Raw genomic sequence first — 14,637 nt, 5'->3', positions numbered from 1 at the left:
GTGGATATCAAGGATAGAGATCTTCAAGGAACTCGATTAAAGCAGTTTAGAGAGGTTTTTTATGCATATGCGACGTATTTTGTTGGCATTTTCTTTATCAGTTTCAGCGGCTTCGGTTGCGTTCGCAGATTTAGTCAATCTAAATCAAGAAAATGGTTCAACAGATCGTATCGAGCAATTGACGCGTACTCTGGCACAGGGTGCATATACTCATCCAGATGATATCGATATTCCAGCACAGACTAAATTGAATGTTCAACTTCGTGAGAAACCAGTTGAACTGAACAATCGAACGCTTGCTCAGAAGTATGCCAATACTTCATCCAATAAAGCGGCAGCAAACAGTGCTTATTCTTGGCTAATTTCTCATCCTTTACCTAATTCTCGCGTAAGTTCAAATTACGGTGGCCGTACCATGAGTGGCCGTGCTGAAAATCATTCAGGCCTTGATCTTGCAGCGCCAAGTGGTACACCAATCTATGCAACAGGTCCAGGGATTGTGACCAAATCAGGTTGGGGCACAGGTTATGGTCAATACGTTGAAATCAATCATGGCAATGGCTATTTAACGCGCTATGCCCATGCTTCACGTCTTATTGCACGTGTGGGAGAGCAGGTGCAAGCAGGTGATCATATTGCCAACGTTGGCTGTACTGGTCGCTGTACCGGTCCACACTTACATTATGAAGTAGTAAAAGACGGTCAACGTAAAAACCCATCTACTTATTTGGCCATGTTACCTTAAGTATAGACCTGAATAACAAGAAGCATCTCTATACATAAAAACCTCCAATAAGCATTTTAAAGCGTTTAAACTGCAGGCTCTTCAAGTCAACTTGAAGGGCTTTTTGTTTTATCACTTTTAAGTCTCATATTATCACCAACTATTATAATGATTGTATAATAAATCGCCTTTATTGACTATTTTTTGTTATGTAGTGTAATTATACGTCACCCATCATTTAGTTCCTAAATAGTACTGCTAAATCGCATTCAGCTAAGGCCATACCTGCTAAGGTCTCAAATATGGTACATATAAAACATTAGATTAGGCTTTTAGGAACTGTAGATTATGGCGTTTTATGGCGATACAGACGCGCAAGAAACCCAAGAATGGCAAGATGCATTTGACTCTGTTTTGCAGCACATGGGCACTGAGCGTGCAGCATTTTTGTTAGAAAAACTTTATCAACGCGCAATTGCAAAGCATGTTCCTATTCAGCGTTTAAATACTCCCTACTTAAATACGATTTCTGTTGAAGAACAACCTGCCATGCCGGGCGACCAGGACATGGAGCGTCGTATTCGCGCGCTGATCCGTTGGAATGCCTTGGCAATGGTCTTACGCGCGAATAAAACCGGTGATGATCTCGGTGGTCACCTGGCGAGTTTTGCTTCTTCCGCAACCCTTTATGATGTGGGCTTTAACCACTTCTTCCGCGCCAATAGCGATAGCTTCGGCGGCGACATGATCTATTACCAGGGTCACTGTGCACCTGGTATTTACGCGCGTTCATTTTTAGAAGGTCGTTTGACAGAAGAGCATTTGAATAATTTCCGTCGTGAAGTGGGCGGTAAAGGTTTGCCATCTTATCCGCACCCTTATTTGATGCCGGACTACTGGCAGTTCCCAACCGTATCGATGGGTCTTGGACCAATCATGTCGATTTATCAGGCACATATTCAAAAGTACCTGATGAACCGTGGCCTGATCAAAGAAGAAGATCGTAAGGTTTGGGCGTATTTGGGCGATGGCGAGATGGACGAGCCGGAAAGCCTGGGTGCAATTTCTCTGGCAGGTCGCGAAAAGCTCGATAACCTGATCTGGGTGGTGAACTGTAACTTGCAACGTCTGGATGGTCCGGTACGTGGTAATGGCAAGATCATTCAGGAACTTGAGTCACTATTCCGCGGCGCAGGCTGGCGTGTGATTAAAGTTGTGTGGGGCCGTCATTGGGATCCACTACTGGATAAAGATAAATCCGGTGCACTGAAAGCAGTGATGGAAGAAGCAGTCGATGGCGATTTCCAGCGTTACCAGGTAAAAGGTGGTGCTTACGCGCGTGAAAAGTTCTTCGGTAAATATCCAGAAGCCAAAGAGCTGGTGAAAGATTTAAGCGATGAAGATATTGATAATCTGAACCGCGGTGGTCATGACCCGTACAAAGTTTTTGCTGCTTATGCCGAAGCATGTACGGCCAAAGGTCAGCCGACCGTGATTCTGGCGAAAACCGTGAAAGGTTATGGTTTGTCCGAGGAAATCGAAGCAGTCAACAAAACTCACCAAATCAAGAAGATGCAAATCAATTCTTTGAAATATGTGCGTGACCGATTCAATCTTCCTTTCACCGATGAACAGCTGGAAGAAGTACCATTCTACCGTCCAAGCGAAAATTCACCTGAATTGAAATATATGAAGGCACGTCGTGAAGCGCTAGGTGGCTACCTGCCTGCACGTCGTAAAGAAAGCGAACAGCTGGCGATTCCTGGACTTTCAGTATTTGATTCGGTCTTGGCTGGTTCAAATGGTAAAGAACAATCCACCACAATGGTGATGGTACGTTTAATCTCTGCACTTCTTAAAGAGAAAGCGATTAAAGACCGCGTTGTTCCAATCGTGCCTGATGAAGCACGTACTTTCGGTTTGGAAGGGATGTTCCGTCAGCTCGGTATTTATGCCGCGCATGGCCAGAAATATACCCCGGAAGACCAAGAACAGCTGATGCATTACCGTGAAGCCAAAGACGGTCACATGTTGCAGGAAGGGATTAACGAAGCCGGTGCGATGAGTGCATGGGCGGCATTGGCGACCAGTTATTCAACCAATAACCTGCCAATGATTCCGATGTATATGTACTACTCGATGTTTGGTTTCCAGCGTATTGGTGATATCGCATGGGCAGCAGGCGATGCACAGGCACAAGGCTTCTTGCTGGGTGCAACTGCGGGTCGTACTACACTGAATGGTGAAGGATTGCAGCATCAGGATGGTCATTCACACATCTTGGCCAATACCATTCCAAACTGTGTCTCTTATGACCCATGTTTCGGTTATGAATTGGCGGTGATCGTGCATGATGGTTTACAACGTATGTATGTGAACCAGGAACGTGTGTTCTACTACCTGACTGTGATGAACGAAAACTACGAGCATCCGGAAATGCCAAAAGGTGTTGAAGAAGGTATCAAGCGCGGTATGTACTTGCTTGAAGAAGACGAGAAAGCCACCGTTCAGTTACTGGGTTCAGGTGTGATCCTGCGTGAAGTGATCAAGGCGGCGAAGATTCTTCGTGAGGAATATCAAATTCATTCAAATGTCTACAGCGTAACCAGCTTCAATGAACTGGCACGTGACGGCATGGCATGTGAAGAATACAACCGCTTGCATCCGCTGGCTGAAGACGTGAAAGAAGCATGGGTATCGAAACAGCTCCGCGGTACTGAAGGTATTGTGGTGTCTGCAACCGATCATATGCGTGCTTATAGCGAACAGATCCGTGCTTATCTTCCAGATGGTCGTCCATTCGTAGCGCTGGGTACTGACGGTTATGGTCGTTCAGATACACGTGCCAACTTGCGTAGTTACTTTGGTGTTGATGCTGCCCATATTGTGGTGGCAACTTTGAAAAAACTGGCAGATGAAGGTGAAGTTGATGCGCGCCTGGTAAAAGATGCGATTTCGACTTTCGAGCTTGATACAGATCGTCCAGTAGCTTGGGCACCGCAAGAAACCCCATCTGTACATGCTGTTGCTGACTACAAAGAGGAGAACTAAGCATGCAAATTACGACTCCTGATATTGGTGTAGATAAGGCAACAGTGGCCGAAATTCTGGTCAAAGTCGGTGATACGATTGCGATTGATGACAGCATTGTGTTACTTGAATCTGATAAAGCCTCTGTTGAAGTGCCTAGCACTTCAGCAGGCGTGGTAAAAAGCATTCTGGTCAGCCAGGGTGATGAAGTCACTGAAGGCGCGGTACTGATTGAGCTACAGGCTGAAGACGGCAGCACGGATGTAGTAGAGTCACAGCGAGCAGATGCATCTGAAAAAACTTCAGAAAATACCCCGACCTCATTTCCGGATCAGGAAATCATGCAGGAAATCGCTTCACATCAGCCTAAAGCTTCTGCTGCTCCTGAGGCTCAAGCAAGCTCACAAGTGGTTGATGTTCAAATCCCTGATATTGGTGTAGAAAAAGCCACTGTCGGTGAAATTCTGGTTTCTGTTGGTGATGAAATCGAGGTAGATCAAAGTATCGTAGTGGTGGAATCAGATAAGGCAACTGTTGAAGTGCCAAGTACGGTTTCAGGCACGGTAGAGTCCATCGAGATTAAAGAAGGCGACACGATCAAAGAAGGTGTGGTCATTCTGAAAGTGAAAACGGCTGTTTCGGCAGCACAAGTACAGACAGAAGCACCTCAAGTACCAGTTGCTCAAGCGGTAACCCAAGAGAAAGCAGTTGAAGCGCCACAAACGCCAGCAGCACTTGCAGGTGATGTTGAAGTGAAGGTGCCTGATCTAGGTGTAGACAAGGCGGCTGTGGCTGAAATTCTGGTTCAGGTCGGTGATACGGTTGAAAAAGACCAGAGCATCATCGTGGTGGAATCAGATAAAGCGACTGTTGAAGTGCCAAGCACTACAGCCGGCGTGATTAAAGCCATTCATGTGGAACTGGGTCAAAATGTCTCTCAAGGCATTGCACTGGTGACAATCGAAGCTGAAGCGCAAGCAGCTGCTGCACCTGTTGCAGCCAAAGCAGAAGAACCTAAAGCGCCTGCTGCAAAAGCAGCATCGGCACCTGCTGAATCTTCTACTCAAACAGTCGCGACGTCGGATAATGCCGACAAGCTGACCAAAGAGCAGAATGTCGCTAACTCGAAAGTTTATGCCGGTCCTGCTGTGCGTAAACTAGCACGTGAACTGGGCGTCGTGTTGGCAGATGTCAAAGCATCTGGCCCACATGCGCGCGTTATGAAAGAAGATCTGAAAGCGTATGTCAAAACGCGTCTTACTACGCCGCAGGTGGCTCCTGTCACCGCTGCTGCTCAAGTCGCAGGTCTGCCAAAACTACCAGACTTTAGCGCTTTTGGTGGTGTGGAAGAGAAAGCCTTGACGCGTTTGCAACAAGTGTCTATTCCACAGTTGTCGCTGAATAATTTCATTCCGCAAGTGACCCAGTTTGATGCAGCAGATATTACTGAACTGGAAGCATGGCGTAATGAACTGAAAGGCAACTTCAAGAAAGAAGGTCTTAGCCTGACCATTATGGCGTTCATCATCAAAGCAGTTGCGCACTTGTTAAAAGAAGAGCGTGAATTTGCTGGTCACTTGGCCGATGAGGGTAAGTCAGTATTGCTACGTAATGAGATCCATATGGGTATCGCGGTCGCAACGCCAGATGGTTTGACCGTGCCTGTGCTACGTCATCCAGATCAGAAGTCAATTAAACAGATTGCCACTGAGCTAGGCGCCTTGGGTCAAAAAGCGCGTGACAAGAAATTGTCGCCGAAAGATCTGCAAGGTGCGAACTTCACTATCACTAGCCTGGGTTCAATTGGTGGTACAGCATTTACGCCATTAGTGAACTGGCCGCAAGTGGCAATTCTGGGTATTTCACCTGCAACCATGCAGCCGGTTTGGAATGGTGAAGGCTTTGATCCACGTTTGATGCTGCCGCTTTCATTGTCCTACGATCATCGTGTGATCAATGGTGCAGATGCAGCACGCTTTACCAATAAGTTAACCAAGCTGCTTAAAGATATTCGTACGCTGTTAATCTAAATTAAATTCGATTCACTTTCTTTTCTCTTGCGCTTCATTGAAAAATATTTCAATTGAAGCTCAGGAAGAAATATAAAGAGGGTGTAAAGAGAAAACCCTGCTTCGGCAGGGTTTTTTGCTGCTGCATTGAAAAATAATCTATTTGATTCTATACTTGGCGCACTTCATTGGGGAGTAGCCGCTTTTTGCGCAAAGCAGAAGGGTGATGGTCAACATATTTGCTCAACCGAGCATGGTCATCATAGCAAAGAACCAAGTCAGCTTTTCCAAGGTTTCTTTTGTTGGCAAGACCTTTGATTTACCACTCTGCAGATTTTGGCTAGCAGGAGCGGTGAGTCATTGGTATTGGATGCTAGCCAGAGAAAAACCTCATGTATGAATTCCTACTGTCGACTGCAATCGTAGCGCTGGCTGAAATGGGTGATAAAACCCAACTGCTGGCTTTGCTGCTTGCTGCACGTTTTCGCAAACCTGTTCCTATTTTAGTTGCCATTTTATTGGCGACGCTGATTAACCACGGCCTTTCTGCGGTATTAGGGCAATGGGTGACCACGGTGATTGGGCCGGAGGTGCTGCTGTGGATCGTCTCGATTGGCTTTATCGCAATGGCTGTCTGGATGCTGATTCCGGATGAACTCGGGGATGAAAATGCCAGTATCAATAAATGGCAAAAATTCGGGGTATTTGGTGCGACCTTTATTCTGTTCTTTCTGGCAGAAATTGGTGACAAAACTCAGATTGCTACGGTCGCATTAGCAGCACGTTTCGATAGCGTATTCTGGGTGATGCTTGGGACCACTTTGGGCATGATGCTGGCCAATGCACCTGCAGTATTTTTGGGAGATAAGCTGGCGAATAGACTCCCGATCAGCCTGATTCATAAAATTGGGGCGGCGATTTTCCTGGTGATTGGTGTCGCAACACTGGCTCAACATTATTTCTTTTAAATCATAAAATAATAAATTACATGAATCCTGAGCTAAAAACTCAGGATTTTTTATGGTTAAAATTCTCTCAAAACCTTGGTAAATAGTGTGATATGGCTAGTTTTATTGATTGTAAGTTTGATTAATTCCTTATATTTTATACGGGTATAAAAACGTTATTTTTATTATAAATTGGGGAATTTACATGGCTTTTGAACGCACCACATCGCAGGTCCTGTTTGATAACGGGACACATAAGTGCATCAGTTTTACCAGTCTGGTTAAAGGTGAAGGCGTTCAGGCAAACCAGTTTCTGATCATTGATCATGAGCGCGCAGCGGTACTTGATCCGGGTGGTGATTTAACCTATGTGCCGCTGACTATGGAGCTGAATAAATATACCCGTTTGACCAATCTGGATTATGTCATGGCCTCGCACCAGGACCCGGATATCATCACCTCGATGCCGCGCTGGCTGGTCTATACGGACGCCAAAGTGGTGGCATCCAAACTGTGGGCGCGCTTCTTGCCGCACTTAAACTCAGCCTTTATGAGTGACCGGATGAAAGGTAACTGGTTAGACCGCTTGGTGGAGCTTCCGGATCATGGTCAAATCATTCCGCTGGGCCAATCAAATATTGTGGCGGTGCCGGCGCATTTTCTGCATTCGGTGGGGAATTTCCAGTTTTATGATCCGATTGCCAAGATTTTATTTTCAGGTGATATGGGCGCGTCTATGGTCGAAGATGCCGCCAAGCCACTAGAAAATTTTGCCGCGCATATTCCGAAAATGAAAAGCTTCCATCAACGCTATATGTGCAATAACAAGGTCATTCGTCTTTGGGTGCAAATGGTACGCAGCATGGAGATCGAGATGATTGTGCCGCAACATGGTACACCATTTATCGGTAAAGAGCAGATTAATCAGTTTCTGGACTGGATTGAAACGCTGCAATGCGGAACTGACCTGATGGATGAAACGGTTTTTACTTGTCCTGAATAGTTCACACAAAAAATAATTTTTTTCTTGTGTGGAAAAACAACATTTTTTATATTTCTTCTCCAAAAAACTTTTTTTTGATAATGAGAACTTATAAGAAATGTTGTCTCAAGTTCCAAAACCGGATGCGTGTTTAAGCTGCGGGGCGTGCTGCGCCTATTTCAGGGTTTCGTTTTATTGGGCTGAAGGAATTCATATGCCTGAGCACTATACCGAACCTGTGACAGCAGTCTATTCATGTATGGCTGGAACCAATCAAAAAAATCCACGCTGTATTGCACTTGATGGCACCATCGGCCAGCAGGTCAGCTGTGGTATGTATGAGCAGCGCAGTTCATCCTGCAAAGAAGTGCAGATTGCCGATGAGCAATGCAATAAGGCACGTATTGCACACAATATGTTGCCCTTTGTCCAGATTGAAACTGATGAAGCCGACAATGATGACAGTTTTGAATTCGTCAGCTAAATCCACCCAAAGCAGAGCTTAGGCTCTGCTTTTCACTCCATTAAAATGATCGGGGTATATTTTAAAATAGGGAACTTCATGATCGGACGTATTATTGATACTGTTTTAGCACCCACATAGATCTGCGTGTATAAAGCTTGAATAAAAAAATAATTTTGCAATTGCAATGAAATTTAAGCCGATATTTGTTTATAATAGTGCACGGAAATTACCAGTGAGACTGTTATGTTGACCATCGTTCAAGACGCGTTAACCTTCGATGATGTCCTATTACTCCCTGCCTATTCTACTGTTCTTCCAAAAGATGTCTCCCTAAAGACACGTTTAACTCGTGGCATTAACCTGAATATTCCTCTTGTGTCCGCAGCAATGGATACGGTGACTGAGTCCCGTATGGCGATTGCAATGGCGCAAAATGGCGGTATCGGTATTTTGCACAAGAACATGGATATCGCGGTTCAGGCTGCAGAAGTGCGCCGTGTGAAAAAATTCGAAGCGGGTATGGTCAAAGACCCGATTACAGTGACTCCTGAAACCACAGTACGTGAACTGATTGCGCTGACTCAAGCCAACAATATCAGTGGTGTGCCCGTTGTGAAAGACGGCAAAGTGGTGGGTATCGTGACCGGTCGTGATACACGCTTTGAAACCAATCTTGAGCAGCCAGTCAGCAATATCATGACTGGTCAGGATCGTCTGGTGACTGTTCGTGAAGGCGAATCGAAAGAAAATATCCAAGCCTTATTGCAACAGCATCGTATTGAAAAAGTATTGGTGGTCAACGATCAGCAAGAGCTGAAAGGCTTAATTACGGTAACCGATTTCCGTAAAGCTGAATTGTATCCAAACAGCTGTAAAGATGACCTGGGTCGTCTGCGTGTTGGTGCTGCTGTCGGTACCGGTGCAGAAACGCCAAGCCGTGTAGAAGCCTTGGTGGACGCAGGTGTGGACGTGATTGTAGTCGATACTGCACACGGTCATTCTGCAGGTGTGATCGAGCGTGTACGTTGGGTGAAAGCCAACTATCCACAAGTTCAGGTGATTGGCGGTAACATCGCGACAGGTGATGCTGCGCTGGCGTTGCTTGATGCGGGTGCGGATGCCGTTAAAGTTGGTATTGGTCCTGGTTCAATCTGTACCACACGTATTGTGGCGGGTATTGGTATGCCACAGATCTCTGCGATTGATTCTGTTGCCAATGCGCTGAAAGATCAGATTCCTTTGATCGCGGATGGTGGTATCCGTTTCTCTGGCGATATGGCCAAAGCGATTGGCGCGGGCGCAAGCACGATTATGGTCGGTTCATTGATGGCCGGTACTGAAGAAGCACCGGGCGAAGTTGAATTCTTCCAGGGTCGTTACTACAAAGCCTATCGTGGTATGGGTTCATTGGGCGCGATGGCAGGTGCAACAGGTTCTGCTGACCGTTACTTCCAGGACTCCAAGGCTGGTGCCGAGAAACTGGTTCCAGAAGGTATTGAAGGTCGCGTACCGTACAAAGGCCCAATGGGTAATATCGTACATCAGATGATGGGCGGCCTACGTTCTTCGATGGGTTATACCGGTTCTGCGACGATTGAAGACCTGCGTCAGAATGCCAAGTTTGTGAAAATCACTTCTGCTGGTATGTCTGAGTCGCATGTACATGATGTGACCATTACCAAAGAAGCACCAAACTATCGCGTAGGTTAATTTCCTGTGATTTAAAATTTTAAAAAGCCGTCATGCAAATGACGGCTTTTTTATTTTGGTGTAAAGTGTGACTCAAGGAAAAAAATGGGTGATATCAATCATCCGCTAAGAAGTGAGATAAAGATGAGTTATTTTGGTACGGATGGTATTCGTGGAAAGTTTGGCGAATTGCCGATTACCCCTGAGTTTGCCCTGAAACTGGGATTTGCAGCCGGAAAAGTTTTAAAACGCCATAGTAAAAAATCCAAACCATTGGTGGTTCTGGGTAAAGATACCCGTTTGTCTGGTTATATCCTGGAAGCAGCCTTGCAAGCAGGTTTAAATGCCGCTGGCGTTTATGTTCATCTTTTAGGTCCACTACCGACACCGGCGATTGCTCACTTGACCCGTGCCTTACATGCCAGCTTGGGTATTGTCATTTCCGCTTCGCATAACCCGTATTTTGATAATGGCATTAAGTTCTTCTCTGCAGAAGGTAAAAAACTGCCAGATGCTTTACAAGACGAAATTAATCAGGAACTTGAAAAAGATTTTTTGATTGAAGATACGGCGAATCTGGGTAAAAGTATCCGGGTTAAAGATGCTAATGGTCGCTATATTGAATTCTGTAAATCGACGTTCCCGTATCATCTGGATCTGAATGAACTTACCATTGTAGTGGATTGTGCCAATGGCGCAGCCTATAACGTGGGGCCTGCAGTGTTCCGTGAACTGGGTGCACGTGTGATTGCGATTCACAATGAGCCGAGCGGTTTAAATATTAATGAGGGCTGTGGTTCAACCCATCCGGAAAGCTTGCAACAAGCTGTGGTTCAACATCAAGCGGATTTGGGTATTGCCTTTGATGGAGATGCCGACCGTGTGGTTCTCGTAGATAAAGCCGGTAATCTGATTGATGGCGACCATATTCTTTATATTCTTGCGACTCAAAGCTCGAAAAAACCTGCAGGTATTGTGGGTACCTTAATGAGCAATATGGCATTGGAACTGGCGCTGGAAAAAGCACAAGTGCCGTTATTACGTGCCAAAGTCGGCGACCGTTATGTATTGCAGGGCCTGGAAGAAAATGGTTGGACCATTGGTGGTGAGCCTTCAGGTCATATTCTGACTTTGGACAAGAGCACCACAGGCGATGCGATTATTGCCGCCTTGCAGGTATTAACGGTGATGGTTGAACAGAAAAAAGCCCTGCATGAACTTGTGGCTGACTTTAAACTGTTGCCAAATGTCCTGGTCAATGTACGTTTAAATGCCATGTTTGATCCTTATTCAGTGCCTGCACTGGCAGCTGAATTTGAAAAAGCCGAACAGCAGCTTAAAGGCCGTGGCCGTTTATTGATTCGTAAATCCGGCACAGAACCTGTCATTCGTGTGATGGTCGAAGGCGATGATCTGGCTGAAGTCACCACACTTGCAAACAGCCTGGCAGATGCTGTGCGTGCCAATGCAGCTTAACGGGAACATAGATAATGAGTGATCTGATCAAGGATCTAAGTGAACTACGCCTGAATTATGAAAAAGGCGAGTTACAGGAACAGCAAGTCAATCCGAATCCGCATATGCAGTTCTTGCAATGGTTTAACCATGCAATGGAAGCAAAATTGCACGAGCCCTATGCCATGTCGTTGGCAACAGCCAATGCACAAGGCCGTCCGCATGTGCGTACGGTATTGCTGCGTGGAGCGACTGACGCAGGGTATGATTTTTATACCAACTATGATAGTCAAAAAGGTTTAGATCTGGCTAAAAATCCTTATGCCGAACTGTTGTTCTACTGGCAGGATCAGGAACGTCAGATTCGTATTTCGGGTCGTGTAAAGAAAATATCGGAAGAAGAATCGACCGATTATTATCATAAACGTCCACGAGAAAGCCAGATTGCCGCGCATATCAGTACCCCGCAAAGTGGCGTCGTGGCCAGTCGTGAGGAATTGCAGCAACGTTTTTGGGATTTGCATACCCAGGTTGCCAATCAGCAAGAGTTGGATAAGCCGGTATTCTGGGGCGGTTATCGTCTAGAACCCGATTATTATGAATTCTGGCAAGGTCGTCCGAACCGTTTGCATGACCGTTTAAGTTATCGCAAAACCGATGCCGGTTGGACTTTAGAGCGCTTAATGCCATAACCATGCAAAAACTGGAAATCAAACAACGTCCATTGCTGACACGTCCTGAAAAATTGCCGGGCGTTCCTGCATTTGTAGCCGAGATTCTGGCCCGGCGTGGGGTGGAATCCGAACAGGAGCTTGAGCTCAAGCTGAAGCATTTGCTGGCACCGACCATGAAAGGATTGCCCGAAGCGATTCAATTGATGGATCAGGCGATTGATCGTGGCCAGAAAATCGTGATTGTCGGTGATTATGATGCCGATGGCGCGACTAGTACCGCACTCATGGTGCTGGCACTACGTGATATGGGTGCCAATGTTGAATATCTGGTACCAGACCGTTTTAAGTATGGTTATGGACTGACACCCGCAATTGCAGATCTGGCTTTTGTCAGTTTCACACCTGATTTACTGATTACCGTGGACAATGGCATTTCCAGCCATGACGGAGTCAAACAGGCGCAGGATCATGGCATGCAGGTGATCATTACCGATCACCATCTGACGACCAAGCCGACACCAAAAGCCGAAGCCGTGGTCAATCCCAATCAGTTGGGTTGCGACTTTCCAAGCAAGGCACTGGCCGGGGTCGGGGTGGCTTTTTATGTACTGGCCAATCTGTCTACCCATCGCAAGAAACTTGGAAAATCCTCTACGGTAATTACCAATTATCTTGATCTGGTAGCGCTCGGTACCTATGCCGATGTCGCGAGTCTGGACTATAACAACCGAATTCTGGTCGATGCAGGGCTGAAACGGATCCAGCAAGGGCAGTGCCGAGCAGGGATTAGTGCGCTACTTGATATTGCCAAACGTGATCCGGCTGGTCTGAAAGCTCAAGATTTAGGCTTTGTTCTGGGCCCACGGATTAATGCAGCTGGACGCATGGAAACCATGGATATCGGCATCGAATGTTTGCTGGCTCCTGATCTGACAACTGCTTATCCGCTGGCTGAACAACTGAATCAGCTCAATGTCGAACGCCGTCAGGTGGAAGGAAAAATCAAGCAGGAAGCTTTGCTTGAGCTGGATAAAATTCAGTGGGATGCAACTGAACTACCTGCTGCACTGATCATGTTTGAACAGCATTGGCATCAGGGGGTGATTGGGATTGTGGCAGGGCGTTTGAAAGAGCAATTTCATCGTCCGAGTATTGTTTTTGCCGCGGATCAGGATGGGATTCATATCAAAGGCTCGGCGCGTTCGATTGAAGGTATTCATATTCGTGATGCGATTGAACAGGTGGCGGAGCAATATCCCCATTTAGTCAGTCATTTTGGCGGACATGCAGCAGCAGCCGGTTTAACCCTGAAAAAAGAAAATTTCGCTGAGTTTAAGCAGGTTTTTGAAGCACTTGTTGGTGCGATGGACGAGGATTTATTCACTGCGACTTTATGGACGGATGGAGAGCTGCCAGCTTCTGCTTTTCACATTGAAACAGTCGATTTATTACAGAATTTAAGTCCATGGGGGCAAAAATTCCCCCAACCGATTTTTGATGGTGTGTTCAAAATCATGGACTATCGCTGGCTTAAAGATGTGCATCTTAAGTTACGTGTGGCGTTGGAGAATGGGCAGGTCGTGGATGCGATCGCTTTCAATGCAGCGGATAAATATGACTTTGACCCGATGAAAGATACACGATTGGTCTATGAGCTGGATAAAAATGTATTTAATGGCAATATCAGCTTGCAAATGCGGATTATCCATTTAGAACAATAGGCCATAAAAAACCGCTCGAGTGAGCGGTTTTTTATGCTTTTAATCGGAGAGATTAGAAGCGGAAAGTACCGTTAATACCGAAAGAGTCAGCACCGTCAGTAGTTGTATAGTTCACGCCAGCTGCAATTGCAGGTGTAAAGAATTTTTGTGCGCGTAAACCAAATACTGTATCTGAATCATCTTCTGTAGAATCCGCGATTGATACACCCACACTTAAAGTTGGATCGATATAAAGATCAGCGCCTAAACGATAAGTTGTTTCATCACCGAAATAAGTTAAACCTTCAAAATTGGCAAAATGATTACCAATCTGAGTCACATATTTTGCACGTAAAGATAGTGCAGTATCATCACCTACAGTAACAGCATTTAGGAGGTTAGGGACAAAACCATAATTTGCTACCTGAACTGGATCAACGCTTTCATTAGCTGCACCAGCTGCTAATAGTAGGCCATTAACTGGTAAGTAACCAACTTCAAAAGCATAGCCAGTATTGTCTTCACCAGCAAAGTCAACCTGGTTAATAGTGCCGCTTACATAAAATTGAGTATTTGGAATATAAAACTCGCCACTTACACCAAATACATCAATATCCTCATCGCCATCACCGCTTGCATTTGCATAACCTAAGCCAATATTGCTTGCTTTATTTAGGAAAGCCGCTTCTGCAAGTGGAGAGTTCTTAACTTGAACAGTGTTTAAGTAATATTTTCCATTGATGAAAAATGTATCTAGATCCCCAACATTATCAATATCTGTATTTTCATACCCGACATTAAGTTCAGCTTGGTAAGCATGTGCAGTTCCCAGGCCAGCAAGAAGCGCTGTAGCAAGAGCAAGTTTCTTAAGCATTTAGATTTCTCTCTTTGTTATAAAAATATGACTGTTTGATGAACAGTTGTAACAAATTGTACAGTTTATATTCGCCCCGTCAATGTG

The 14,637-nt window shown here is 45.6% G+C and carries 11 protein-coding genes and 1 riboswitch; of the genes, 10 read left to right on the top strand and 1 reads right to left on the bottom strand.

What is annotated here, in order from left to right; all coding sequences use genetic code 11:
* Positions 1-61 precede the first annotated feature (61 nt).
* From BFN00_RS01710 to recJ, 10 genes are all read left to right on the top strand, one after another.
* The gene (locus BFN00_RS01710) at positions 62-745 is read left to right on the top strand and encodes a M23 family metallopeptidase (RefSeq protein WP_004281322.1); all 684 of its coding nucleotides are present in this window, start codon (positions 62-64) and stop codon (positions 743-745) included.
* Between the two features lie 327 nt (positions 746-1,072).
* Entirely contained in the window at positions 1,073-3,775 is a 2,703-nt protein-coding gene (aceE, locus tag BFN00_RS01705; protein WP_071850274.1) for a pyruvate dehydrogenase (acetyl-transferring), homodimeric type, read from the top strand.
* A 2-nt stretch (positions 3,776-3,777) separates the two neighbouring features.
* A complete protein-coding gene (locus BFN00_RS01700) occupies positions 3,778-5,784 on the top strand; it encodes a 2-oxo acid dehydrogenase subunit E2 (protein WP_071850273.1) in 2,007 nt (668 codons plus the stop codon).
* Positions 5,785-5,941: 157 nt separating this feature from the next.
* A riboswitch (yybP-ykoY riboswitch) is annotated at positions 5,942-6,083 on the top strand.
* Positions 6,084-6,155: 72 nt separating this feature from the next.
* Positions 6,156-6,731, top strand: a complete 576-nt coding sequence (locus tag BFN00_RS01695) for a TMEM165/GDT1 family protein (protein WP_004729168.1) — start codon at positions 6,156-6,158, stop codon at positions 6,729-6,731.
* Between the two features lie 184 nt (positions 6,732-6,915).
* Positions 6,916-7,713 (top strand): oxygen-binding di-iron domain-containing protein, encoded by a 798-nt coding sequence (locus BFN00_RS01690; RefSeq protein WP_071850272.1) that lies wholly within the window; start codon positions 6,916-6,918, stop codon positions 7,711-7,713.
* 97 nt (positions 7,714-7,810) lie between these two features.
* The gene (locus tag BFN00_RS01685; protein ID WP_071850271.1) at positions 7,811-8,176 is read left to right on the top strand and encodes a YkgJ family cysteine cluster protein; all 366 of its coding nucleotides are present in this window, start codon (positions 7,811-7,813) and stop codon (positions 8,174-8,176) included.
* A gap of 225 nt (positions 8,177-8,401) precedes the next feature.
* A complete protein-coding gene (gene guaB, locus BFN00_RS01680; protein ID WP_004281332.1) occupies positions 8,402-9,868 on the top strand; it encodes an IMP dehydrogenase in 1,467 nt (488 codons plus the stop codon).
* A gap of 123 nt (positions 9,869-9,991) precedes the next feature.
* Positions 9,992-11,323 carry a phosphoglucosamine mutase gene (glmM, locus tag BFN00_RS01675; protein ID WP_034437971.1) on the top strand — a complete coding sequence of 444 codons (1,332 nt, stop codon included), beginning with the start codon at positions 9,992-9,994 and terminating at the stop codon, positions 11,321-11,323.
* Between the two features lie 14 nt (positions 11,324-11,337).
* A complete protein-coding gene (gene pdxH / locus BFN00_RS01670; protein WP_071850270.1) occupies positions 11,338-11,994 on the top strand; it encodes a pyridoxamine 5'-phosphate oxidase in 657 nt (218 codons plus the stop codon).
* A gap of 2 nt (positions 11,995-11,996) precedes the next feature.
* Positions 11,997-13,697 (top strand): single-stranded-DNA-specific exonuclease RecJ, encoded by a 1,701-nt coding sequence (gene recJ, locus BFN00_RS01665; protein ID WP_071850269.1) that lies wholly within the window; start codon positions 11,997-11,999, stop codon positions 13,695-13,697.
* A 52-nt stretch (positions 13,698-13,749) separates the two neighbouring features.
* Here the strand turns inward: recJ and BFN00_RS01660 are convergent, their stop codons facing one another.
* Positions 13,750-14,550 (bottom strand): putative porin, encoded by an 801-nt coding sequence (locus tag BFN00_RS01660; RefSeq protein ID WP_004647251.1) that lies wholly within the window; start codon positions 14,548-14,550, stop codon positions 13,750-13,752.
* Positions 14,551-14,637: the final 87 nt, after the last annotated feature.

This window comes from Acinetobacter sp. AR2-3, from assembly GCF_001878775.1.
Lineage (GTDB): Bacteria > Pseudomonadota > Gammaproteobacteria > Pseudomonadales > Moraxellaceae > Acinetobacter > Acinetobacter lwoffii_D.
This window is presented reverse-complemented; position numbering and strand designations above follow the sequence as displayed.